Raw genomic sequence first — 24604 nt, 5'->3', positions numbered from 1 at the left:
GGCCAGACCGAAGCGCGTAGCGCTGAAGGGCCGAGCGAATAGCGAGCCCCGCAACGTAGCGCCGCAGCTTTGCTGCGGAGGCCCAAAAAGGAAAACGTCTATTTAGAAACAGATAAAAAGGTATGAAAGTACATCCTGGAAGATTGAAGTGGATAGCGGCCCGTATGGGTTGGATCATTGGGGCTGTGGTATTGGTTCTCTTGATATGGGGAGGTGTACGTTATCGGCAGCAGAGTCGGGTGCCAAGAGTATACATTCAGATAGCGGATGATGCTCAGGGTAATGCCTTCGTGGATAGTAATGATGTGCGGGATATATTGGTGAAGACCTTTGGACATTTTGTAGAGGGGCAGACTTTGGAAAAGATTGATGTGGCGGCGATAGAGTCGGCTTTAGAGCAAGATCTTTTCATAGAGGAGGCTGATGTCTATGTAGATGCCATGGCGAATGTCAATATTAGTATTCAGCAGCGTTTGCCAATTTTGCGGGTGATGGATGTGGAGGATGAGACCTACTATTTGGATGCGCAGGGGCGGCAGATTCCTTTTTCTACGAAATACACGGCTCGGGTATTGGTAGCAACGGGAGACATTGGTTTGTACAATTCTAGTTTTATGGAGTTAGAGGACCATCGTTTGCGGCATACTTTTATTTTGGCTCAGGCGATTTTGGAAGATCCTTTATTGTCTAAGCAGATCGAGCAAATACACATCAATCGCTTGGGCGATGCTTTATTGGTTCCGAAAGTGGGTAATCACAAAATATATTTTGGGGCGCCATTGGAGCGTACGGCTGAGAAGTTGGATGAGTTGAAGATATTTTACAAAGAGGCCATGCCTTATGAGGGTTGGGAGAAGTACAAGTTGCTGAACCTAGCGTTTGAGGGGCAGATAGTGGCCAAGAAGAGATAGCAATTCCCCAGGGCTAGCTGGCTAGCCTTCACCTAAAATTAGATCACTGATATAAAATGAAACAGACGAACGAAATTGTAGTAGCGCTAGATATTGGGACGACCAAGATTGTGGCCATGGCGGGCCGCAAAAATGAGCATGGTCAGTTGGAGGTATTGGGTACAGGACGTGTAGAATCACTAGGTGTTTCTAGAGGAGTGGTATCGAATATTGAGAAAACGGTGAATGCCATTTGTGAAGCCATTGAAGAGGCCGAGCGTAGCTCTGGTGTGGAAGTGGATGTAGTGCAGGTGGGAATTGCGGGCCAGCATATTAAGAGCTTGCAACATCGGGGGATGCTGACTAGAAATAGCCTACAGGATGAAATTTCTCAGGGAGATATAGATGATCTAATTGCGGATATGCACAAATTGGCGCTGCCCCCTGGCGACAAGATTATCCATGTAATTCCGCAAGAATATACGGTTGATAATGAGCGCGGTATTGCTGATCCTATTGGAATGGCGGGTGTTCGTTTGGAGGCCAACTTTCATATCATCACGGGACAGGTTTCTGCCATTAAGAACTTGAAAAAGTGTGTGGAGAAATCGGCTCTAGAGATGGAAAACTTGACCTTGGAGCCTATTGCTTCTGCTGCTGCGGTATTGACTGAAGAGGAGATGGAAGCGGGGGTAGTATTGATTGATATTGGGGGAGGGACAACAGATTTGGCTATTTTTCATGAGGGAATTATCCGTCATACGGCGGTCATTCCTTTTGGGGGAAATATTGTGACTCAAGACATCAAGGAAGGATGTGGAGTGATGAGTGATCAGGCGGAAAAACTCAAACGTCGTTTTGGTTGCGCTATGGCGGAGAAAATCAAGGATAGCCGAGTGATTACGATTCCGGGCCTAAAGGGACGTCCTGAAAAAGAGATTATGGAGCGCAATTTGGCCCATATCATTCAGGCGCGTATGGAAGAGATTTTGGACAGCATTGTTTGGGAGATTGACCGTTCGGGTTTGGCTAGAAAGGTGGCTACTGCAGGTATTGTTTTGACTGGTGGGGGCTCTTTGCTTAAGCATTTAAAAGAATTGGTGGAGTATCATACGGGCTATACCGTTCGTTTGGGCGATCCTTCTGAACATTTGGCTCATGGTTATGAAGAGCAAATGATGAATCCAATTTATGCAACAGCAATTGGATTGATTATCAATGGGATTGATAATCGTAAGCTAGATACTAGCCGTGAACTAGAAAGTAGTTATGAACATACTGCTGTTGAAGAAGCGGAGGAAACGCCTTTTTACCAAGAGCCAGAGCAGCGCCTAGAGAAAAAAGACAAGGGCTGGAGTTTTTCTGGTTTGGTCAAAAGAGCAAAAAATTGGCTAGAAGCTGATCCCGATGCTGATTTATAGGAAAAAATGCCTATTTTAGGCCATTATTTTAAAAGTGAAATAAGATTGCTATGCAATTCAATATACCTGAAGATAACGAGTCTATTATCAAGGTAATAGGCGTTGGAGGTGGAGGTAGTAATGCTGTTGCCTACATGTTTGATCAAGGCATTGTGGGGGTCGATTTTGCGATCTCCAATACCGATAATCAAGCGATGAATCAAAGTAAGATCCCTGTAAAAATTCAGTTGGGTCCCAATCTCACAGAAGGTCGCGGAGCGGGCTCTAAACCTGCTGTGGGCCGAGAGTCTTGCATTGAGTCTTTGGAAGAAGTCAAAGAGTTTTTCCAACACAATACGAAAATGCTATTTGTCACTGCTGGTATGGGTGGTGGTACAGGTACAGGAGCTGCTCCTGTTATCGCTAAAGCAGCTCGTGAGTTAGATATTTTGACAGTGGCGATTGTGACCATGCCTTTCGGTTTTGAGGGCCGTCGTCGGGCCAAGCAAGCTCAAGAAGGATTGGAAGAATTGAAAAAGAACGTAGATACGCTTATCGTTATTTCAAATGATAAGTTGCGTAAAATCTATGGTAATCTTTCTCTTTCTGATGCCTTTGCGCAGGCCGATAATATCTTGACTACAGCAGCCAAGGGTATTGCGGAAATCATTACGGTTCCTGGTTATGTGAACGTAGATTTTGAAGATGTAAATACCGTTATGCGCGATTCTGGTGTAGCGGTTATGGGTACAGCGGTCAAGGATGGTGAAAACCGTGCTTTGGAAGCAGTAGAAAGTGCTTTGGAGTCACCACTACTCGAAGATAGCGATATCAAAGGAGCTAAACATATTTTGTTGAATATCACCTCTGGTGCACGTCAAGTGACTATGGATGAGGTATTTGAGATTACGGAATATGTGCAGAATGAAGCTGGTGAAGGTACTGACTTGATCTGGGGTAACTGCCATGATGAAAGCTTAGGCGATAGCCTAGCTGTTACGGTTATTGCTACAGGTTTTCAGTCTTCTCTAAAAGAGAACGAACTTCGCTTTAAGGCCGAGCAGGTTCGCAAGCAGGAAGAGCCTGTAAAGCAGCCTCGCAAAACGATTGAGCGCGTTTCTTTGGATGATGGAGAAGATGATAGCTACAATTTTTTGAGTAAAAAAAAAGGGATTCAAGAACTAGGTTCTGAAAAAGAGCCCTTTTCGGATAAAAAAAGAGAAGAACCCTTCGTTAAAAATGAGCAAAAGCAGCAGCGCCGTAATATGGAGCCGCCTTATCAGCTTGGAGATAGCGAAGAACTTCGTCGTCTAGAGAATCAACCCGCTTATATGCGTAAAGGAGTTCGATTGGAAGGCAAGGAGAAGAAGGATAAAAAAGAGTCTTCTAATTGGTCAGTAGATGAACATGGCCGTCCAGAAATTAACGAGCGGAATTCTTATTTGCACGATAATGTAGACTAGTTAACTTCTTTGTCTTCAGTGAAAAGCAGAAACTTTCTAAATGAAAGTTTCTGCTTTTTTTTGAGGCCGAAGGCCCTTTTTTGGCTGTGGCCCAAAAATATAAAAAAGCTCACCCTTACTAAACAAGGATGAGCAAAGTACATATACAAATTAGTTGCAGCTTAATTTTATTTCTACACGACGATTGAGCGAGCTGCCTTCAGGCAAAAGGGGTTTTTCTAAACCATAATACTCCGTTTCGATACGCCAAGGAGAAATGCCCATCATTGAAAGCCAGCGCTGCACCTTATGAGCACGTCTTTTAGATAGTTCTTTCATTCGCTCCTTATCGCCAAAAATATCGGTATGCCCGATGACCGTCAACTTAGCATTAGGGTGTTTTTCCATAAAGTCAAAAACATAATGCAAGACCTGTTTACATTTGACCATACCCTTGAAATCAGTTGTTCCGTCCTGAAATTGAAGGCCGTCTAAAACCAAAGGTTGGCCACAAATAACATCTTCCGCAGAGCGGACTCTAGCAATACCTCCAGGTTCTTCTGAGGCAGGAATCTTTTTAGGTTTTGGGGGAGCTGTAGGTTCAGGCTTGGGCTTAATTGTTTCCTTAGGTTTTACTTTAGGCTTTGGCTTGGGATCTACTACCTGAGCAATAGGATCTTTTGGACTTACTTTAGGTTCTACTTTGGGCTTTGGCTTGGGTTTTTTATTCGTATTTACACCAAATTTGCGTTCAAAATTACGCACATTCTCTTCCGAATCGGCAATTTTGCCTAAGCTCTCATCATCCCAAGTTTTCAACTTGACATCAAAGCAGTTAAAGTGGTTTTGGTCAAACTCATGCCCACGCCCCTCAATAAAATCAGCCGTTTTGACATCATTGGGAAGCCGTTCAAAATGAACCTCACAACTAAAAACAGTGTAGCCAAAACCATCCAAAGACATATATTCGCCTTTGCTACGTAGATGTTGAGCCAACATTTGACTGTTTCTCCGAATATTTTTAATCGCTTTGAGGTTGTAGGCACGCCCATCTTTGGCCCGCAAATACCAAGGAGCCTCCCCTCCCGGAGGATAAAAAATGGCACTAATACCTTGACCTGAACGACAAACAAAGCGAAAATAAAAAACAGTCTCGTCCTTAGTATACTCAATTTTATCTAAAATGTAGTTGTCTTGCCATTTGCGATAAACAGGCTTATGATCTGTATATTCCTTTTGGGCCAATAGGGAAGTGCTAGCCCAACAGACAAGAAAGAGGAAGACAGAGAAAAACCTCAGGGGAAAATGCATCGTCATTTAATATTCTTTTTTAAGTGAACTTAATAGTTACTTTTGGAGAATCAAAAGACTTACCAAATCCTATTTTTAGGTGAAAAATTTCCGCAAGGCCGCCAGAAAAGCTTGGGGCTGTTCGGCATGTACCCAATGCCCCGCATCCGCAATGGGCGTAATTTGAGCCGCAGGAAAATAATGTTGGTAATCACTTAATTCTTCGGGATTTATATAATGAGAATTAAGGCCCTGTATAAATAAAGTTGGACCCTCATATTGTTCTTCTGGCAAACTATTAGCCAAAATTTCTCTATAATGTGACGCAATAACAGGCAAATTCATTTTCCAACGATAACCCCCTGTTCGCTCCCGACTCAAGTTCTTAAGTAAAAATTGTACAACCCCTTCCTCATGAATGCTTTTTCGCAAATGAGCTTCGGCCGCTGACCGGTTTTCTAATTCTCCTAAAGGCAAAGATTGCATGGCCGCAATAATCGTCTCATGATTGCCCCTATAACTCTTAGGAGCAATATCCACAACCACCAATTGTTCAACCATGTCGGGCTCCTCTAACGCCAGTTGCATAGCCACTTTGCCCCCCATAGAATGCCCCACTATTTTGGCCTCATATAACCAATTCTCCTCCATGAATTTCCGAACATCATCTGCCATTAAAGCATAACTAAATTCCTCCGAATGCGGAGATTTTCCATGATTGCGCAAATCCACCAAAAATACCATATATTCCTCAGCCAACTCTTTGGCCACATATTGCCAATTATCCAACATCCCAAACATCCCATGCATAATCACAATTGGCTTACCAGCCCCGTACTGCTTAAAATTTAATTTCATTTATTATATATTTGGTTAATTTTTTGGGGCCTCCGCTACGGCTTCGCCTTGCGGCGCTACGTTTCAGGGCTCGCTCTCTGCTCGGCCCTTCAGCCCTTCGGGCTTCGGTCTGGCCTTCGGCCACCCTTTCACATCGCTAGGCCAAAAATAGCCCAGTTTTGGCCCTTAACTAGGCCGATAAAACAATTTTTCTGGCAAAAAGCTGCCTTTTTCTTGATTTTTACAAAAAAATAAGCTTTCATCTTTCCACAAATACAGAAAAAACTTAGTATTAGGGCAGAGATCTTATCCCCCCACCCAAATTTCACCCCTTGCCACCCTCTTTAGGCACACCTATTTAAACTTACTATGGCCAAAAATTTATTGATTGTCGAGTCGCCTGCTAAGGCCAAAACTATTGAAAAATATCTCGGTAAAGACTTTACCGTAAAATCGAGTTTCGGACATATCCGAGACCTCATCAAAAATTCTAAAGACCAAAAAGCAATTGAAGTGGACAATAATTATAAGGTCCACTACGAAATCTCTCCCGCCAAAAGAAAGGTAGTGAGTGAACTCAAAAGCTGGGTCAAAAAAGTAGACGAGGTCTGGCTCGCAACGGATGAAGACCGCGAAGGAGAAGCAATCTCTTGGCACCTCGCTAAGGTGCTAAACCTAGATGTACATAAAACCAAGCGTATCGTCTTTCGCGAAATTACTAAACCCGCCCTCCAAAAGGCAATTACAGCCCCCCGCCTCATTGACCTCGATCTGGTCAATGCCCAACAAGCCCGCCGCGTCCTCGATCGACTGGTTGGCTTTGAACTTTCAGAACTGCTCTGGAAAAAAATTCGTGGAAAACTCTCTGCAGGCCGTGTCCAATCTGTAGCGGTCCGCCTAGTCGTAGAAAAAGAAAGATCGATTGAAGAGTTTACCCCTGAAGCCTTTTTTGCAGGTACCGCCAGCTTTTTAGTACCCAATGAAAGAGGCGGAAGCTCTAAACTACAAGCTAAACTCTTTAGCCGCGAAAGCCGCAGCAAAGAATTGCATATTGAAACAATAGAAGAAGCCCAAGCTTTCCTCCAAGATTGTATTGGCGCCGAATTTACGATTGAAGATATTGAGGTTAAAGATAGCAAGCGTAGACCACCTGCCCCCTTTACCACTTCTACGCTCCAACAAGATGCTTCTAATAAGCTCTACTTTAGCGTAGCCAAAACAATGCAGGTCGCTCAAAGACTTTATGAGGCTGGACATATTACTTATATGCGTACGGACTCGACTAACTTGAGCGAAACGGCCCTGCAAGCCCTAGAAGCTGAGATTAAGAAGTCTTTTGGACCAAAATATCACCAAGCACGCAGCTTTAATAATAAGAAAGGCGCTCAAGAAGCGCACGAAGCTATCCGCCCTACCAATGTAGAAAAACAAGTGGTCAGCAGCAACCGAGATGAGCAACGCCTTTATGACCTCATCCGCAAAAGAACTTTGGCCAGCCAAATGGCTGACGCCCTCTTAGAAAAAACTACGGTGACCATTGATATCTCTAGCCGCCCGGATGAAATTTTCTTGGCTAAAGGAGAGGTAATCAAGTTTGAAGGCTTTTTGGCCCTTTATCTGGTCCATAAAGATGATGATGAGGAAGAAGAAGAGGAAAACAGCGACTTGTTGCCTCCTATGAAAGTAGGCCAAAAGCTAAAAAATGAGGGAATCGATACCACAGAACGCTTTAGCCGTGGACCCTCTCGCTATGCAGAGGCTTCTTTGGTTAAAGAGTTGGAAAAAAGAGGAATCGGTCGACCTTCTACTTATGCCCCAACAATTACTAAAATTATGGACCCTAGCCGAGGCTATGTGACTAAAGAAAGTAGAGAGGGCCAAGAGCGAAATTACCGCAAACTGTCTTTAGTACAAGAAGCCGCCGAAATTAAAGCAGTAGAACTAACCGAGAAATACGGAACGGAAAAGAATAAGTTGTTTGCTTCAGATTTGGGCAAACAGGTAACGGATTTTCTCATGGAGTACTTTGGTGATATTATGGACTATAATTTCACCGCCGATGTAGAAGACCGCTTAGATAAGGTGGCAGAGGGGCAAGAGCAATGGCAAAAAATGCTGGACCTCATCTATAAGCCTTTTCATAAATTAGTAGAGCAAACCGCTGAGGATGCCGATCGCGTAACTGGAGAACGAATCTTAGGTAAAGACCCCAAAACTGGGCATACGCTACTTGTTCGTATTGGCCGCTATGGTCCTTTGGCCCAAATTGGCGCTCCCGATGAGCTAGGCGAAGAGGAAAAACCTCAATATGCGAACCTCAAAAGAGAGCAGTCTATTGAAACGATTACTTTTGAAGAGGCTTTGGAGTTATTCAAATTGCCTCGAAATATTGGAACCTATAAAGGCCAAGAATTAGAAGTAAATGCTGGCCGCTATGGTCCCTACGTCAAATTCGATGGCAAATTTATTTCTTTGCCCAAAGGAGCCGATCCTATTTCATTTACTTATGAGGAGGCAATTCCATTAGTAGAGGCCCGCATCAAAGAAGATGCGCCAATTGGTCACTTTAAAGATTTGCCAATTACTAAGGGTTCTGGTCGCTTTGGTCCTTTTGTGAAATGGAATAAGATGTTTGTTTCGATTACTAAAGGCTCTGGCTTCCAATTGGAAAGTATTACAGAGGCCCAAGCTGTAGAATTGATTGAAGCAAAGCTGGAAAAAGAAGCTAATCGCTACATCCAACAATGGCCAGATCATAGCCTCAACATTGAAAATGGCCGCTGGGGCCCCTTTATCCGCTCTGGCAAAAAATCTTATAAGTTGCTGGATGCCGATGGCAAAAAACTAACGCCAGAAGAAGCCAAAGAGGTTACGCTAGAACGCGCGATTGCTTTGGTGGAAGATCAAGGGGGGACGGTTAAAAAGCCCAAGGCGAAGAAAGCAACAGCCAAAAAGAAGACGACAACAAAAAAGGCTAGCCCGAAAAAGAAAGCAAAGTAGAGCTTGTCGATAAACAAAGAGCTATCAGATTATTCTGATAGCTCTTTTTGATTTTTGCCAAAAGCTTATTTGGCCCAGCGCTGCGCAGCGGTGGCCGAAGGCCAGACCGAAGCCCGAAGGGCTGAAGGGCCGAGCAGACCTGCGAGCCGCGAAGCATAGCGGCGGCCGACCTAGGCGAAGCCTAGCCGGCCGCGGGCCCCAAAAAACAAATTAGTGAATCTGAATTTTTTGACTGTGTTGAATATGGGCGCCTGTAATTTGGAGGAAATAGATGCCCTGGGGAAGATTTTCCCAGTTCATTTGGTAATCTTGTCCCTGTACCTGATAATGTAGTTTTTGTTTTCGACCTTGCAGGTCAAACAACTGCAAATGAATCTCTTGTTGATCTTGCTCAAAGCTTAAATACAGTTCATTTTGAGCGGGATTGGGATAAATGCTAAATTGATGGTTGGCGATAGACTCAAGGCCTGTAGTGAGAGTAAATGGATAGCAAGCAGAGGTTTGGCTGCAGCTGTTTAGCGTTAATTCTACGGCATAATTTCCAGAACTACTGGGGGCAAAACTCGCATTGTTGGCGCCAGGAATAGCCAAGCCGCTATTGCAATCGATCCATTGGTAGCTGCTGGCGTTGGGGCTAGCAAAAAGGCTGTCATTGCTTTGGCTAACTGTGCTATCTAGCTGCTCAATGGTCAGTTGAAGATAGACGATAGAGTCGCAACCTGCGGCATTGCTAAGTAGGTAGCTTGCGCTATTGTTGCTACTATAATAGGTGTTTCCATCAATCCAGCTAAAGCTTCCACAGGCCTGTTGCTGGTCAATAGAACTGCTAGCTTGAGCCAAAATAATCTCTAAGGAATCTTGGGCTCGGCAGCCTAGGCTATCTTGGCCAAAAACATAAATCCATTCAGATTGGTTGGGGGTATAATAGCTGTTATTGGGCCATTGGGGCTGGAAATAAATGCTATCGGCTCCGCTAGCTGATAAATAGATAGAGTCATTGGCACAAACAATATTTTGTAGCGACCAATTGGATTGAATTTGTAGCTGACAAGCTCCATTTAAGCCTAAGAGAAAGGCATCTTGGCTGGCTAGGCTTTGGGCTAGGCCAGCGCTAGAAATTGGATCAAAATCAACACTATTAGAAAAGCTTCCGCCTAGATAGAGTTTGCCATCAGGGCGAATCAAGCTAGCCGCAGCAACTTCATCGGCACTGCTGCCCCAGTTTTGGGCCCAAAGAAGCTCCGCCTGAGCAGAATAACGGGCCAAAAAGAGATCAAAACCTCCATTGTTGGCCAAGAACTGGCTGTTGCCTGCTGCATCAGAGATGTTTAGGTTGCTGGCATAATGTCCCCAAAGATAGATCTGCTGGCTGTTATCGAGCAAAATGCCGCGAGCAGCCTGAGTAGAGGTGTTTCCAAAACTATGTCCCTGCACAAAATGGAGTTGTGCGTCATATTGGGCAAAAAAAGCATAGCGTCCAGAGTAACCCGTAACCGAATAAGTAGCTGCAGAGGGATCTAGATCAGTTGTCGCATTAAGATCGCCACAAAGGTAAAGCTCATCAGTGGGGCTAAGCGCAACATCGCCCAAAATATGCCCTCCGCCAGAAGAAGAGCTTAAGCCAAAACCCGCTAAATATTGCCCCTGTGCATTATACTTGGCCACAAAAATTCCATTGGAGCCGCTATAAGAAATGCTTTGGCTGTTGCTAGAGGGATCTAGGTCTAAGCTGCCGTAATAATTGCCAAAAAGCAACCAATCGCCCTGACTATTTACGGCTATTTTTTGGCCATAATCCTGATATTGATTGCTCAACTGAAAACCTCTCTGATACTGAAAACTGCTATCATAGGCCAAGACAAATACATCATAAGTAGAATAATTTCCCTGATAAGCTGTCGAGCGCCAATATTGAGGATTGGCCGCTAGCGAAATATTAAGGCTGTCTTTAAATCCACCCGTCAAAAGCAAATCTCCTCCAGCCGTTTGCGCAATATCTCGAATCATTAAATCGCCTTTGGCACGCAAGGCCGCTCCTCTTTGCCACTGCCCCGCAGCAGAAAGCTGAAGCAGAAAACCATCTGTATTGCCATCTGCATCAGCCGCCAAACTATCCGTTTGTCCAGCATGTACCCAGCTCAAAGGGCCACTAAAACTGCCCACTAAATAAAGTTGCTGTCCAATAGCTTGGAGCCCATACAGCTCAAAATCAGCAGCACTCTTCAACTCGCCCTGCCAAATCACTTGCCCTTGAGTATCCTGTTTTTGGATCAAATACTCCTTTTGTCCCAAATTTTGCCCCAATACATACTGCGTATTGCCTGTTGCCAAAATGCTGTCTTCATAGGCAAAAGCCAAGTAAATATAATCCTGCTCATCCTGCGCCAAAAGCGTCAATCGCTCTATAGATGGCCCTTCTGCCGTTTGTAAATCGGCAAAATGCAATTCTTGAGCTTGCACCCAACTGCCCAATATTAGGCCCAAAAAGATGAGGTAATTTGATAAATGATTCATAGTTGTTGTTAAAATAGTCCCCCCTCAATTCTTTTATTTCTAGGGAGTTCTGAGGTTAAAAAATCATCAGCCCCTTGACAAGAACACTGCCAGTCCCCAAAGTTTAACTGAATAGTCTAGACATTAAATTTTTTACAATTAGTCTTCCTTTGAATAAAAACTACACATTTTTTATATTTGTGACAACAAATAATTGTAACCCCACCTTAAGTAAATTTTAATTTTTAAAAAGTATTTAAAACTAAAATTTTGAAGAACATTTATCTCTTTTTATCCCTACTTTGTTTTGCCCATTTTGCTTCGGCCCAAATGCAGGTAAATGCTTATGCTCGAGTGACTAATATTAGTGGCAATAGCTTACAGCTGAGTCAAGTAGATGAAACTTTTGATAGCTTTGAAGATGGCGAACAAGTCCTAATCATCCAAGTTCAAGATGATGTAATTGGTAGCAATACCGCCAATAACAGTAGTTTTGGGGATCTGGACCAAATTCTCAACGCAGGCAATTTTGAAATAGCCCAAATTCTATCCCATACAGAATCTGCTGGTACGCCTATTAGCATTACGCTCCAAAATTCATTGATTAGACCATATAGCACAGGAACTAATAGCCGCCTACAAATTGTCTCTTTTCCACAGTTGGGTAGCCCCAATTATACCACAACAGCAGACCTAACTGCCAAAGCCTGGGATGGCCAAACAGGAGGTGTTCTAGCCTTTGAGGTGCTCAATCAACTCACTCTAGCTCACAATATTTCTGTAGACGGCCTCGGTTTTAGAGGTGGCGCAGTTTCTAGAAACTATAGTGGTCCCGCTTGTAGCGCCAATGGCGTTTATATCAGTAGCTCCGATGAATATGGCGAAAAAGGAGAAGGAATTTATCCAAATACTAACCCTAATTATACCTATGCCCGAGCAAAAATGCTCAATGGTGGCGGCGGTGGCGCTCATCACAATGGTGGTGGCGCTGGTGGTGGAAATTATACCGCTGGTGGCGAAGGTGGCCGTGGCTATAATGGTGGCGGCAATGTCTGCCCTGCCGCTACCGCTGTTGGTGGGCAATCTGGCCTTGCTCTTTCTTCGCAAATAGCACCCAACCGCATCTTTTTTGGTGGCGGCGGTGGCGGCGGCCAACAAAATAATAGTCGCGGAACTTCTGGTGCCAATGGTGGGGGCCTAATTTATATCAAAGCCCAAGAAATGATCAGCTCCGCTAGCTGTAGTGGCATCACTATCTCTGCCAACGGAAATGATGCCGCCTCTTGGACCAATGACGGTGCTGGCGGCGGTGGTGCTGGAGGTAGCATTTTGCTCGCCGTCAATAATTTTAATATCAATTCTACTTGCCCACTTTTAGTTGAAGCAAATGGCGGAACTGGCGGCTCTAGCCTTAGTAGTCCACATGGCGGCGGTGGCGGCGGTGGCCAAGGCGTTATTTTTTACTCTAGCACAGAACCTAATAGCAATGTGCTCAGCCGAACTACTAATGGTCAAGCAGGCTGTAATAATAATAGCTCCCCCTGCAATAATTTTGCGGGTAGTCCTTCTGGAACTAATGACGATGGGGTCTTTGATGAGGCGCTTCTTCCCTTAGAACTTAGCTATTTTAAGGCCCAAAAAGCCAATAATAAGGTTGATCTAAGTTGGGGGCGTAGCCAAACAGACCAAACCAACTGGTTCGAACTCCAACGATCTGCTAATGGCCTCCATTTTGAAACCTTAACCCAAATTCCTTCACAAGATCAACAACAACATTATAGCTGGACCGACGAATCTCCCCTCCAAGGTCAATCTTATTACCGCCTCTTGCAAATAGCCCAAAACGAGGAACAGGCAATATCTGCCCTGCGTACAGTTTACTTTGAAAACGGCGCTCTAGCACTCCAAATTTTCCCGAACCCAACCCAAAATGAACTCTACCTCCAACTCAACCAAACAACTGATGGTCTTCAACTAGAATTGCTAGACATTCAAGGCCGAAAACAAAGTATCCAATACGAAAAAGAAGCAGATTTATATAAGATCCATTGGAATAACCTCCCCCAAGGCATATACTTCCTCCAAATTATTGGACCCAATTTTCATCAAATCAAAAAGATCCAAATTCACTAAGCCAATAATTTTTATTTGAGGCCTGCGGCCGCCCTTTCATTTGGGGCGGCCGCCCCTATGCTACAGGGCTCGCAAGCTTGCTCGGCCCTTCAGCCCTGCGGGCTTCGGTCTGGCCTGCGGCCACCCTTCCGCAGCGGTAGGCCAACGGCCCTACGGGCCAGGCGGCTTCGCCGCCCCAAAACCCTAAATGGACCTTTTTTACAAAAAAATGAAGCAAAATTTGCAAATCCATAAAATGAGCGTATATTTGCCACTGAGCCAAGAGGCAGGAGCAGCTCCTACTGAACTCCCCCAGGTCGGAAACGAAGCAAGGGTAGGTGGTTGAGCGCTCCGTGCAGGTCGGGCTCTTTTTTTATGCCTATAACTAAGCTGAATATATAAAGCCGCTTTTCTGTAAAGAAAAGCGGCTTTTGCTTTTTATAATAACTGTTCAGGACCTTCTGTACCCCAATAAAACTTGAGCTTTTAAACGGCTTAATTTCATGAGGGTTTTAACCCTCATTCATAAATCATTGCGCAGCAATACCATTCTTGCTGTAGGTTTCAACCTACAGTAAAAAGGGCCGAAGGCCCGTCGGCCTAGGGGCCTGCAAGGGTGCCGCGTAGCGGCAGACCCAGCCGCTGAAAGCGGCGCAGGGCCGAGCAGACCTGCGAGCCCTGAAAGGGCCCGGCCGCCGAAGGCGGCAGGCCCCAAACCTACTCCAAATCTTCTAAAATTGCCCGAATCCGAGCCTGCTCCGCCTCTGTCTGCTTCCACCAACTGTAGGTCCAAACCCGCTCCAAAGGAATATTCATGCGCTGTAAATAATCGCGACGGAAGAAATCCCAAGCATAGGCCTCCTCCGAATAATCCGAATGATAGAGGTCAATGAAAAAGGCCAATTTGGGCTGTCCTTGCCCATCTCTCAACAAAAAGGGAATCTGCAAACCCGCCAACTGCGCCTGCCAATCTAATTGATAACTCTCTGGCAAATGCTTGGACAAAAAGCGATGAAAACGCAAGGCAAAACCCGCTAAGCGACTCTCAGGATTAAATTCCTCTAGCTGCTTCTGGTCCGAATGACTATAAACAAGCTGCAAAATCTGCTGCCGTAAAGCCAAATTCCCCTCACTAACCGCCTGCGCATAAGCCAAATAAGCATAGAAAATAGCTTTGCCATAATTGCCCTCTTCTGGAATTAACTCCCGATAACGCAAAATGTACTCTTGCGGAATACTCGAAAAGAGAAGGATTTTCTGCTTGGCCCGACTAATCAACACATTCAGCAAACGATAACCTTTCTCCCTATTGATCGGACCAAAGTTCTGAATGAAACGCCCATCTTCTCTTTTCCCAAAGGTGGTCGATAAAAGCAAAATATCTCGCTCATCTCCCTGTATGTTCTCCAAGTTCTTGACAAATAAGCCCGCCCCCTGCAAGGCCTCAAACGCATTGGCCTCACTCTCGGATTGACTCATGCGCAGCTGCATTTTTTCCAAGATTAAGTTGCGCTGCTTGAGGTTGAAGGTGGCTACCCCTATGGAGGGGAGCTGCTCTTTATACTGCTTGTAAAGGACCAATAACTCTTCTAAAATCGCCTCCGCCTCTGTCGGATTCGTCGAGTTTTCATACAAGCCATTTACCGCCCTAAACTCAATGGGACAATAGTCTTCCTGTGCAGGCACTGGCCGCAAGCGTTTCCCATAAAAGGCCGCATTGGAAAAATCAATGAGGTAGGGGTGCCGACTCCGATAGTGAATCTGCAAAAAACTCTCTTCATAACGCCCATCAGCCACCGAATACTCCAATAAAGACTCACTACCTGCCAAATAATCCACTGCCTCTTTTTCCAATTCCCAAGCGTTTTCATCCTCTTCTTCTTCTTCCAAAAAGGCCGATTCTCGACTGGCAAAGTAGTCCGAGGGCGGCATCTGCTGACTATCCCCAGAAATGACCTTGAGCCGCCCCCGCAATAGGGCCGAAAATGTATCCTCCAAACGCAATTGACTGGCCTCATCAAAGATGACAACATCAAAAAGATGGGGCGTTAAGGGCAACATAGCCGCTGCTACCGAAGGATTAACCATCAGGACCGGAAAAAAACTAGTAAATAGCTGTGGATCGGCCTCAAAGATTTGCCGCAATGGCGTGCGCTTGCCTCCATTGGCCCCCCTGAGGTTGTAAATGGAATGTACTTTTAAAGGCGCCTTCTCCCGATTAAATTGCTCTACAGCCTGCGCCTGCTTGGCTCGCCAATAAAGCAAAGTGTGCTGCTTCAACTCTTTCCGCATCCGATCCTGCTCTTCTTCATAGTACTTGAGCAAACGACTATAGCTGTCCGCCTGAGGTAAACGTTCCTTGTCTTGTCGCTCCAAAAGTTCATAAATGTACCAGCTCTTAAAATGCCCTTGCCAATCGGGTGGATCAGTTTCCGAAAGGGCCATAAAGGCCTGCTGCTCGGCCGCAGAAAGCTGCTCCCAAAAGAACTTGAGCCGATGATAAGCATCAAACTCCTTTTCAAAACGAGCCAAGAGTTTCCCCAAATTCTCATAGAGGTTCTCCAAATGATTGAGCCGCTGCCGCAAAACCGCAGAATCAAAGCGGAAAGGGACCTTAAAGATGTTGCTCTTGCGATAAGAGTCCGCAAAAACATCCAAATTGCGACTTAACTCCTGCACTCTAGCCTTAAAATCTACATGCGGATGCACATTCTGCAAAGAAAGCTCATTCACCAAACGCTGAATGTCTTTGCTCCGATCAAAGTACCAATCGCCTAGCTTTTTGCTGTACTCCCCTATATTTTTCTGAATATCCTCAAAGATGATGATGTCTATATCATCCAGTTTCAAAAACTGGAAATCAAAGTAGTTGTAGCGCTGATGAAAACTACGCAACAACTTATAATGGGCCACTACTTTCTCCTTATCGTCTTGTAGCTTTTTGTATTTACTAGAAACCGAGCGCAGCAAAGAACGATAAAACCCCTTGTTTTTATTAAAGAAGTATTTGCTGGTCTCAAAACCCTCCGAAATCAAATCGTTCATCTCCTCTAAGGCTTTGCCCTTAAAGCTCATGGTCTCCGCATAATGATTCTCTAATAACTTCTCATACTCATACAAATAGGAGAGGAGATCACTCTGGGCCGCATCCAATGCATTGTGCAAGCCCCTGAGCTTTTTGCCCAAATCCAGCTTTACCGCATGCGTATTCCCATTGCTAAAAAACTGGTCACTAAAGGCATTGAAGGGATGCTGCAAACTGCCTAACTCCCGAAACAAAGGCTCCCCCTCTTCCAAAATTCGCAGGATTTCTTCTAATTCCGCATTCTCAAAACTAAAGGCTTTGGGATTCAACTTGCCCGCAATCCGCTTGCGATCATAGCTCAACGCCAACTCCAAATATTCATCCACCAAATCACTCCAGCGCTTTTCTCCAGATAGCTGCGCCAATAGCTGCTCATGATACCCCTGCAATTGCTGACTATAGGCCGCCATGGTCTGCAAGCTCCGCAAATAATGACTAGAAGGCTTATAACTCTTCTGCTTTTGCTGCAAACGCGCCCGCATAGAACGCACCAAGGGACTACGATCCCGATAGAGATCTTCCACAATGACCGCTAGCTCCTCTAGCCCCAAATCCTTGAGGTTGTTGTACAAAACATCTAAGGCCGTTTTCTTCTCACAAACCACCAAACAACGCGCCCCATTAGATAACAAATTGCTGAGCACAGCCGTCAAACTCTGGCTTTTTCCCGTACCCGGAGGGCCCTGCACAATGATCTGCTTGCCTCTAAATAAATCATGCAAAAGATGCTGCTGACTAGGGTCTGTCGGAACCATCGGAAAACTATGCTGCATGAGCTTGGGCGCTAACTGCCCCCCAAACTCTTCTTGCCCAATAGGACGCAATAAATGCCCTAAGCTGTCAAACCGCTGTATGAATTCCTGTATGTCTTGGGCCAAACTCTCTTTTTGCCCCTTATACAAACCAAATAAACCCGCCCAAACGAGCTTGGGGCCATTTTCAGTCAACTCTAATAACTCATCTTTAAGGGTCGGCAAAGGAACAATCCCCTTTTTCCAACTGGCCAAGAGATCCGCCTGTACCTCCGCTTCCTTTTGCTCCGGAAGCAGTTGGGCCAATTGCTTGCCCACCGTATACAAAACCTCTTTCTCATCCAATAAACCATCATCCGTAAAATGATCGTAAAGCGGAGAAAGCCGAATCTGCATGTCCTTAAGCAAATGCGCCGCCAAGGAACGATTGCTAGAAAGCGCATAATCATCACTTCTTTCTAAGGTCCACTCATTACTTTTGCGCCAATTGCGCTTTAACTCCAAAGACCAAACAAAAAGCGGCGCCTTAATGATCCGACTCGGATCCTCCTGATCTCGCTTGAGCAAGACCGGAAATCCAAAACCAAAGGTCGCCACACCCTGCTCCGCCAAATGATCCTGATGATCCAATAACATATTATTGAGCCGACGCATGACCCGCCCCAACTCAGGCTCCGCCTGCCAACGCTCCTCAGTCGGCCTAAATTGTAAACGAAAACTAGGCTTGCTCAACAATAAATGAATAAATTGCTCCGCCAAACGAGGCTCAATCTGATTGAGGTCCGTAAGGTTCAAACGGTTGCGAGACCGGCCCGCCAACGCATTCAAATAAATAGATCGGCGGTTAGAAAGTTGTAAACGCTGCTTGAGCTGCTCTAAAAAACGTAAATCAAGTGATGAGGCCTGCATACAATTGGGCTATATTTTCAAAGGAATTTTATAGCAGGAAGATAGCGAGTTTTTTTAGAAAATGCTTTACTTCTCCCTCTAAATGCAAGTCTACCGCTTTTTCTGCCGCTGTTTAGGGGCTGCCCCGCCTTGCAGGCGGGTCGGGCTGTCTCGCAGCTCGCTAGTCGCTCGGCCCTGCGGCGGCAAAGCCGCCTTGGTCTGGCGCTGCGCGCCACTGCTGCCCATCCCTCAGCCGGCTCGCTGCGCTCGCCCCCAAACGCAGAGAATATACCCACTGTAAATGAAGTTGATTATATAAAACTATACCTTATGAAATATCTAGCTTATAGCGCTATCGCGCTTTTCTTTCTGGGCGCCTGCACGGGCCCAAAAAAATTGGCCCAATCTTCCAAATTTGACCTAGAGCTGCTCTACCGCTCTTGGGATGTTGCTTATATCAAAACCCCAAAAATGCAAGTAGATGGCCCATCTATGGGAGACCCCAGATATACCTTTACTCGCGATAGCTTCCGCATCAAAAGCTTTGTCAGCCCCCCCCATGCCGATAGCGTCCGCTTTTTCTTCCGAAATGATAGCCTCTTTTATCAACATCCCACTAAAATACTCCCCCCCACGGCCATTGTGGAACTTAGCGATAGTTTGTTAATTTTGCAGAGTGAAAAGGCGGAATGGAAATTGCAAAAACCTGCACCATAAGCCTTTTACATACCGCATTTTATAAAATTTAAACGCTTGTTATGCCCCTTAGATCATTAGTCATTGCTTGTTTTTTGGCCCTCTTGGTCCTCCCACTACAGGCCCAGAAAAATAAAAAGTACAAGCCCAGCAAGGAAGAAAAAAAGACCATGAAAATGCTCAAAAGCCACCCCTGGCAAACGGAATACCTTGAGCTCAATGGCCAGTTTATCGACTGTAACGCCCAAGCCGGCCCAATCGTCATGTATTTCTATGACCTCAAAGAAAAAGTAGAGGTCAAAAAAGGCAAAAAGACCAAGTACAAAAAACAATTAGTAGACAAGTGGAAGATGGATATCGGTGGCCGAGATCGCATCTTTGACTTCCAAGTTCGCCAAGACTCTATCCAATTTCTACAAGTGCGCGGCTGGAACGATATGCGCATTATCAAACTAGAAGATGGCAAACTGGTCGTGGACCAATTGCATGAAGGCAATCTCCGCCGCTGGTATTTTGTCCCCGCCGAAGAAGAAAACATTTTTATGGAAAACTAATTGGCCCTTTTGGCCTAAACTTAAAGCGCCCGTCGGTAGACGGGCGCTTTCTTTTGTCTCTCTTTTCTACTTTTCTGGACCAAGCCTTCGAGATGCCGTTTTGCATCTGCAGAATAGGGCAAAAAGGTTTTGATGATGTGGATTTCTGTTAATACTTATAGCCCTAGGCTGAAGCCCAGGGTTATTGACTGAGCGAACTAAAGTCCTTGTTCGCTTTTCTACTCCTGAAGCTATTCACTAAACAAGAAAATGAGCCCAAGCCCTAGCCGCAAAGAAGGGCTAAAAGATGTTTATTTATGGAGGGTTTCAACCCTCCATTGAACATGAAAATACATTTGTTAATTGGCTGTAGGTTTCAACCTACAGGCCCATGGCCGAAGGCCAAACGGCCTAGCGATGCGGCGGGGTGGCCGTCAGGCCAGACCAAGGCGGCGCAGCCGCCGCAGGGCCGAGCGAACAGCGAGCCCCAAAGCGTAGCGCCCGCCGCAGGCGGGAGGCCCCAAATAAAAATCATTTAGTGGATAAGAGAAAAGCGTCTATCGAAAAAAAAGGAAGCCGCCTAAAAACTGTCCTATATTGGCCAAAGAGCGTATCTTTCGCTTGTGGATTACATCAAAAAACCAAATTTTATTTCGTATGAGGATAGTCTATTTATGTTTACTGCTTTATTTGGGATTGGGGGCAGGCCTGTTGGCTCAGCGGCCTAGTTTTCCAGAAAATGGGGTGGTAGACCAAAGAGAGGGCTGCTACCTATTTACCAATGCCCATATTCAGACGGGGCCCAAGCAGTTGCTCAAAAATGCCCAGTTGCTGATTAAAGAAGGGAAGATTGTGGCAGTGGGCCAAGATTTAAAGCGGCCTCAGGGGGCTGTGGAGATTGATCTGGCGGGCAAATACATCTATCCCTCTTTTATTGAATTGAGTACTAATTACGGTCTTTCAGCCAATCCTAAAAAGGACAATAATCAGGGGAATCCGCAATTTCTGTCGGATAAAAAGGGGCCCTTTAGCTGGAACGAAGCGATTCGGCCAGAACAAAGAGCCGACCAGCTGTTTTCTCCCGATAAAAAGGCAGCTAAGGCCTTGCGCCAAGCAGGTTTTGGCCTTTGCCTGAGCCAACAAAAGGACGGTATCGCCAGAGGAAGTTCTGCCCTTGTTTTCCTAGGTGAAGAATCGGCCCAAGAGATGATCCTCAAGGGAGAAGCTGGGGCGCATTACTCTTTTTCTAAGGGGAGTTCTTCTCAAGATTATCCCAGCTCTTTGATGGGGGCTATTGCCTTGCTTCGCCAAACCTATTATGATGCGGATTATTACCAAAAGCAGGAGGCTGGACTAGAATACAACCGCTCTTTGGCCCGCTTTAATGAGCTACAAGCCTTGCCGCAGTTTTTTGAGGCCAAGCAGCGCTTTAATATTCTGAGAGCGCATAAAATTGCCCAAGAATTTGGCAAGGAATACATCTTTGTTGGGGCCGGGGATGAGTATCGCCGTTTGGAGGCTTTGCAGGCCATAAAGGCCAAATTGGTGGTGCCCCTGAACTTTCCAGAGGCCTATGATGTGAGTGACCCACTAGATGCCAACTTTATCAAATTGGGACAAATGCTGCATTGGGAGCTGGCTCCCGCCAATCCCGCCGCCTTAGCTGAAGCAGGTCTGGCCTTTTCATTAACCACAGAAGGACTCAAACAACCAACAGCCATTTGGGCCAGTTTGCGCAAAGCTTATGCGGCTGGATTAAGTGAAGAGGATCTCTTGGCCGCCCTAACCACTCAGCCCGCTAGCTTTTTGGGCCTATCGGAGCAACTAGGGACCTTAGAGGCGGGTAAATGGGCCAATTTCTTTATTAGCTCAGCACCAATTTTAATGGAAAATAGCCAGTTGTTGCAACATTGGGTGAAGGGCAAGGTTTATAGCGAGGCCAACCTTCAAGCGGATGATATTCGCGGGACCTACAGCCTCAACTTGGAGCAAAAAAGCTATCAAATTAGCATAGAGGGCAAAGCCTTTAAGCCTACTGCAAAACTTACTTTTGCTGATAGCACGCAAAAGCCAATCAAACTAAAGTTGGATTATCATTATCCCAGCCTGAGCCTTTCAGGGAAGTTTACGGCAGATAGCACAGCGCCTATTATTCGCATTAGTGCTCAATGGAAGGCCGGCAGCATCATCGGTTATGCCGAGGATGAAAAAGGCAATTGGCTGAATGTAAAAGGCCAACGCCAAGCGGCTTTTGAGCCTAAGAAAGCCGCCGAATTACCCAAAAGAGATAGCAGCCTGAACTGGGCCAGTAAACTGCGCTATCCCTTTACCGCCTTTGGTCATACGGCTGAGCAGGCGCCCAAACAAGAGCTCGTTCTCTTTAAGGGGGCTACGGTTTGGACCAATGAAAAACAAGGCATCTTAGAGAATACTGATGTCTTGATTGAGAATGGAAAGATCAAGAAGATTGGGAAGAACATCAAGCTGCCCAAAGGGGCCAAATTGGTGAATGCTCAAGGCAAGCACCTCACCACTGGGGTCATTGATGAGCACTCGCATATTGCCATCCAAAACGGGGTCAATGAGGGCACGCAGGCTAGCTCTGCGGAGGTCCGCATTGGGGATGTACTCAATAGCGATGATGTCAATATCTATCGACAGTTGGCTGGGGGCGTGACTTCGGCCCAATTGCTACATGGTTCGGCCAATCCTATTGGGGGACAAGCGGCTTTGATTAAGTTCCGTTGGGGCGTTTTGCCTGAGGAGCTCAAGTATGAAAATGCGGCTCCTTTTATCAAATTTGCTTTGGGCGAAAATGTAAAACAGTCCAATTGGGGCGATCGTCAAAACAAACGTTTTCCCCAAACTCGTATGGGGGTAGAACAGGTCTATGAAGACTATTTTAGTCGGGCCCAAGCCTATGGCGAAGCCCTAAAAAAGGATCCCGAAAATACCCGTCGAGATATTGAGTTGGATGCCCTGCTCGAAATCCTCAATAAGGAGCGCTTCATTAGCTGCCATTCTTATGTGCAAAGTGAAATTACTATGCTGATGCGAGTGGCCGAGCGCTATAATTTCCGCATCAATACCTTTACGCACATTTTGGAAGGCTATAAGGTAGCCGATAAGATGAAGGAACATGGGGCCGGGGGCTCTACCTTCTCGGATTGGTGGGCCTATAAGGCAGAAGTTCGGGATGCGATTCCCTATAATGCCAAAATTTTGGATGCTATGGATGTGGTTACGGCCATCAATTCAGATGATGCTGAGATGGGCCGCCGCCTCAATCAAGAGGCTGCCAAAAGTGTAAAATATGGCCAGATGAGCGAGGAAGAAGCCTGGAAGATGGTGACGTTAAATCCCGCTAAACTGCTCCGTTGTGATGACCAATTGGGCAGCATCAAAAAAGGCAAGGATGCGGATTTGGTCCTTTGGTCCGACCATCCGCTCTCTATTTATGCCAAGGCCGAACAAACCTATGTAGACGGCATTTGCTACTACTCTTTGGAGCGCGATCAGCGTCTCCGGGCCGAGCTCAAGGCTGAGCGTCAGCGGCTGATTCAGAAGATGTTGGGCGCAAAATCGGCTGGAGAACCTACGCAGCCCGCTATGCCCACAGAGGACAAGCATTATCATTGTGGAGATGTGCAGCTCAATGCCTTGGGGGGCTGGAAATTAGATTAGGGGGATTTGGGGCCTCCGCCTCGCTGCGCTCGTCGGCGCTACGCTTTGGGGCTCGCTATTCGCTCGGCCCTGCGGCGGCTTCGCCGCCTTGGTCTGGCCTGACGGCCACCCCTCCGCATCGCTAGGCCGGCGGGCTTCGCCCGCCTCTAGTCGCAGAAAAGGGGGCCTAATTATTAACATGATACATATTATATATAGATGAAAAAATGGAGTTTGTTGGTCCTCTTATTTTGGGCCATAACCGCCTCGGTCTGGGCACAGAAAACAGATCATTATCTCCTGAAAAATGTTCGTATTCATACGGGCCAAGGAGAAATTATAGAAGAGGGGGCAATCGCCGTGAAGGCAGGCAAAATTGTAGAGCTTGGTCCAGCCAAAGAACTGGCCCAGAAAAACTACAAAGAGCAGATAGATGGGCAAGGGCAGTGGGTTTATCCGGCCTTAATTGCTGCCAACACCCAATTGGGCTTGGTAGAGGTAGAGGCGGTTCGAGCCACCCTAGACTTTAGAGAAGTCGGCTACTTTAATCCCAATATTCGCTCTGTGGTGGCCTACAATACCGATTCGGAGATCTTGCCCACCATTTTAAGCAATGGCATCTTATATAGCCAGGTCGTACCAGAAGGCGGACGGATTTCGGGCCAGTCATCTGTTTTGCGTCTATCGGCTTTTAATTGGGAAGATGCGGCTGTAGAATTGGATGAGGGCACGCATTTGTGGTGGCCCAATCGCTTTCAGTTTACGGGTTGGTGGGCGGCTCCTGGTCCCACCAAACTCAATGAGAAATATCGGCCAACCATAGAGGGTTTACAGCTCTATTTAGCAGAAGCTGCGGCTTACTGCAAGCAAGAGCTGCCTGAAAAAAAGAACATCAAAATGGAGAGCATGCGGGGCTTATTCTCTGGAGAGAAGCGTTTGTATGTGCATGTAGATGAGGCCAAGGCCATGTTAGAGGCCCATCAGTTATTATCGCCTTATGGAGTGAAGTTAGTTTTTGTTGGGGCGGCAGAGGCATGGCGCATTGCTGATTTCTTGGCTGAGCAAAAGATTCCCGTCATCTTAAGCAATCTACACGCCTTGCCTCGTTTGGAGCATGATGATGTGGATCAGCCCTATAAAACGCCGGCCATTTTGCATGAAAAAGGAGTTCAATTCGCTTTGAGTATGCAGGGGAGCTGGAACCAGCGAAACCTCGCCTTTCAGGCGGGGCAAGCGGTAGCTTATGGCTTGCCCAAGGAAGTGGCCTTGGCTGCCATTACCAGCAATGTAGCAGAAATCTTGGGGGTATCGGAGCAGATTGGTAGTTTGGAAAAGGGCAAAGCGGCTAGCTTCATCCTTTCCAAGGGCGATTTATTGGATATGCGAAGCAGTCAGATTACTGCAGCTTATTTGGATGGGAAGCTTTTGGATTTGGAGAAAGACAAGCAAAAACAGCTTTACAAAAAGTACATGGATAAATATGAGTTGGAAACTCCAAGCAGCAAAAACTAAAAACCTTAGCA

Annotated in this window: 13 protein-coding genes; 9 read left to right on the top strand and 4 right to left on the bottom strand. The window is 46.0% G+C overall.

The features are described from left to right. The first annotated feature begins 122 nt into the window (after window positions 1-122). Genes PPO43_RS03095 through ftsZ form a run of 3 tightly spaced genes read left to right on the top strand, consistent with a single transcriptional unit; the run spans window position 123 to window position 3753 of the window. Window positions 123-911 (top strand): cell division protein FtsQ/DivIB, encoded by a 789-nt coding sequence (locus PPO43_RS03095; RefSeq protein ID WP_272620335.1) that lies wholly within the window; start codon window positions 123-125, stop codon window positions 909-911. 56 nt (window positions 912-967) lie between these two features. Continuing rightward, window positions 968-2311 carry a cell division protein FtsA gene (ftsA, locus tag PPO43_RS03090; RefSeq protein ID WP_272620334.1) on the top strand — a complete coding sequence of 448 codons (1344 nt, stop codon included), beginning with the start codon at window positions 968-970 and terminating at the stop codon, window positions 2309-2311. A 50-nt stretch (window positions 2312-2361) separates the two neighbouring features. Then, window positions 2362-3753: a cell division protein FtsZ gene (gene ftsZ, locus PPO43_RS03085; RefSeq protein WP_272620333.1), complete on the top strand. Its 1392-nt coding sequence runs from the start codon at window positions 2362-2364 to the stop codon at window positions 3751-3753. 150 nt (window positions 3754-3903) lie between these two features. Here ftsZ and PPO43_RS03080 read toward each other — a convergent pair whose 3' ends face one another. Further along, window positions 3904-5049: an OmpA family protein gene (locus PPO43_RS03080; protein WP_272620332.1), complete on the bottom strand. Its 1146-nt coding sequence runs from the start codon at window positions 5047-5049 to the stop codon at window positions 3904-3906. Between the two features lie 69 nt (window positions 5050-5118). Further along, window positions 5119-5880, bottom strand: a complete 762-nt coding sequence (locus tag PPO43_RS03075; protein WP_272620331.1) for an alpha/beta fold hydrolase — start codon at window positions 5878-5880, stop codon at window positions 5119-5121. 348 nt (window positions 5881-6228) lie between these two features. Here PPO43_RS03075 and topA point away from each other — a divergent pair, with 348 nt between their 5' ends. Beyond that, window positions 6229-8859 (top strand): type I DNA topoisomerase, encoded by a 2631-nt coding sequence (topA, locus tag PPO43_RS03070; protein WP_272620330.1) that lies wholly within the window; start codon window positions 6229-6231, stop codon window positions 8857-8859. A gap of 210 nt (window positions 8860-9069) precedes the next feature. Here the strand turns inward: topA and PPO43_RS03065 are convergent, their stop codons facing one another. Continuing rightward, on the bottom strand, window positions 9070-11373 hold the full coding sequence (locus PPO43_RS03065) for a T9SS type A sorting domain-containing protein (protein WP_272620329.1): 2304 nt from the start codon (window positions 11371-11373) through the stop codon (window positions 9070-9072). A gap of 249 nt (window positions 11374-11622) precedes the next feature. Here PPO43_RS03065 and PPO43_RS03060 point away from each other — a divergent pair, with 249 nt between their 5' ends. Next, window positions 11623-13485: a T9SS type A sorting domain-containing protein gene (locus PPO43_RS03060; protein WP_272620328.1), complete on the top strand. Its 1863-nt coding sequence runs from the start codon at window positions 11623-11625 to the stop codon at window positions 13483-13485. A gap of 696 nt (window positions 13486-14181) precedes the next feature. Here PPO43_RS03060 and PPO43_RS03055 read toward each other — a convergent pair. Further along, the gene (locus PPO43_RS03055) at window positions 14182-18210 is read right to left on the bottom strand and encodes an AAA domain-containing protein (protein ID WP_272620327.1); all 4029 of its coding nucleotides are present in this window, start codon (window positions 18208-18210) and stop codon (window positions 14182-14184) included. 309 nt (window positions 18211-18519) lie between these two features. Here PPO43_RS03055 and PPO43_RS03050 point away from each other — a divergent pair, with 309 nt between their 5' ends. From PPO43_RS03050 to PPO43_RS03035, 4 genes are all read left to right on the top strand, one after another. After that, the gene (locus PPO43_RS03050) at window positions 18520-18906 is read left to right on the top strand and encodes a hypothetical protein (protein WP_272620326.1); all 387 of its coding nucleotides are present in this window, start codon (window positions 18520-18522) and stop codon (window positions 18904-18906) included. Between the two features lie 41 nt (window positions 18907-18947). Continuing rightward, on the top strand, window positions 18948-19439 hold the full coding sequence (locus tag PPO43_RS03045) for a hypothetical protein (RefSeq protein ID WP_272620325.1): 492 nt from the start codon (window positions 18948-18950) through the stop codon (window positions 19437-19439). A 636-nt stretch (window positions 19440-20075) separates the two neighbouring features. Further along, window positions 20076-23102, top strand: coding sequence for an amidohydrolase family protein (locus PPO43_RS03040; protein ID WP_272620324.1), 3027 nt, complete (start codon window positions 20076-20078; stop codon window positions 23100-23102). Between the two features lie 198 nt (window positions 23103-23300). Continuing rightward, window positions 23301-24593 (top strand): amidohydrolase family protein, encoded by a 1293-nt coding sequence (locus PPO43_RS03035; RefSeq protein ID WP_272620323.1) that lies wholly within the window; start codon window positions 23301-23303, stop codon window positions 24591-24593. Window positions 24594-24604: the final 11 nt, after the last annotated feature.

The sequence above is a fragment of the Saprospira sp. CCB-QB6 genome (assembly GCF_028464065.1).
In the GTDB taxonomy this organism is placed as follows: Bacteria; Bacteroidota; Bacteroidia; order Chitinophagales; family Saprospiraceae; genus Saprospira.
This window is presented reverse-complemented; position numbering and strand designations above follow the sequence as displayed.

Bases quoted from the DNA above. Each gene is read 5' to 3' on its own strand.
- topA (WP_272620330.1), top strand. From the start codon at position 6,229: ATGGCCAAAAATTTATTGATTGTCGAGTCGCCTGCTAAGGCCAAAACT.
- PPO43_RS03040 (WP_272620324.1), top strand. From the start codon at position 20,076: ATGAGGATAGTCTATTTATGTTTACTGCTTTATTTGGGATTGGGGGCA.
- PPO43_RS03080 (WP_272620332.1), bottom strand. From the start codon at position 5,049: ATGACGATGCATTTTCCCCTGAGGTTTTTCTCTGTCTTCCTCTTTCTT.
- ftsZ (WP_272620333.1), top strand. From the start codon at position 2,362: ATGCAATTCAATATACCTGAAGATAACGAGTCTATTATCAAGGTAATA.
- PPO43_RS03035 (WP_272620323.1), top strand. From the start codon at position 23,301: ATGAAAAAATGGAGTTTGTTGGTCCTCTTATTTTGGGCCATAACCGCC.
- PPO43_RS03045 (WP_272620325.1), top strand. From the start codon at position 18,948: ATGCCCCTTAGATCATTAGTCATTGCTTGTTTTTTGGCCCTCTTGGTC.
- PPO43_RS03075 (WP_272620331.1), bottom strand. From the start codon at position 5,880: ATGAAATTAAATTTTAAGCAGTACGGGGCTGGTAAGCCAATTGTGATT.
- PPO43_RS03050 (WP_272620326.1), top strand. From the start codon at position 18,520: ATGAAATATCTAGCTTATAGCGCTATCGCGCTTTTCTTTCTGGGCGCC.
- PPO43_RS03055 (WP_272620327.1), bottom strand. From the start codon at position 18,210: ATGCAGGCCTCATCACTTGATTTACGTTTTTTAGAGCAGCTCAAGCAG.
- PPO43_RS03095 (WP_272620335.1), top strand. From the start codon at position 123: ATGAAAGTACATCCTGGAAGATTGAAGTGGATAGCGGCCCGTATGGGT.
- PPO43_RS03065 (WP_272620329.1), bottom strand. From the start codon at position 11,373: ATGAATCATTTATCAAATTACCTCATCTTTTTGGGCCTAATATTGGGC.
- ftsA (WP_272620334.1), top strand. From the start codon at position 968: ATGAAACAGACGAACGAAATTGTAGTAGCGCTAGATATTGGGACGACC.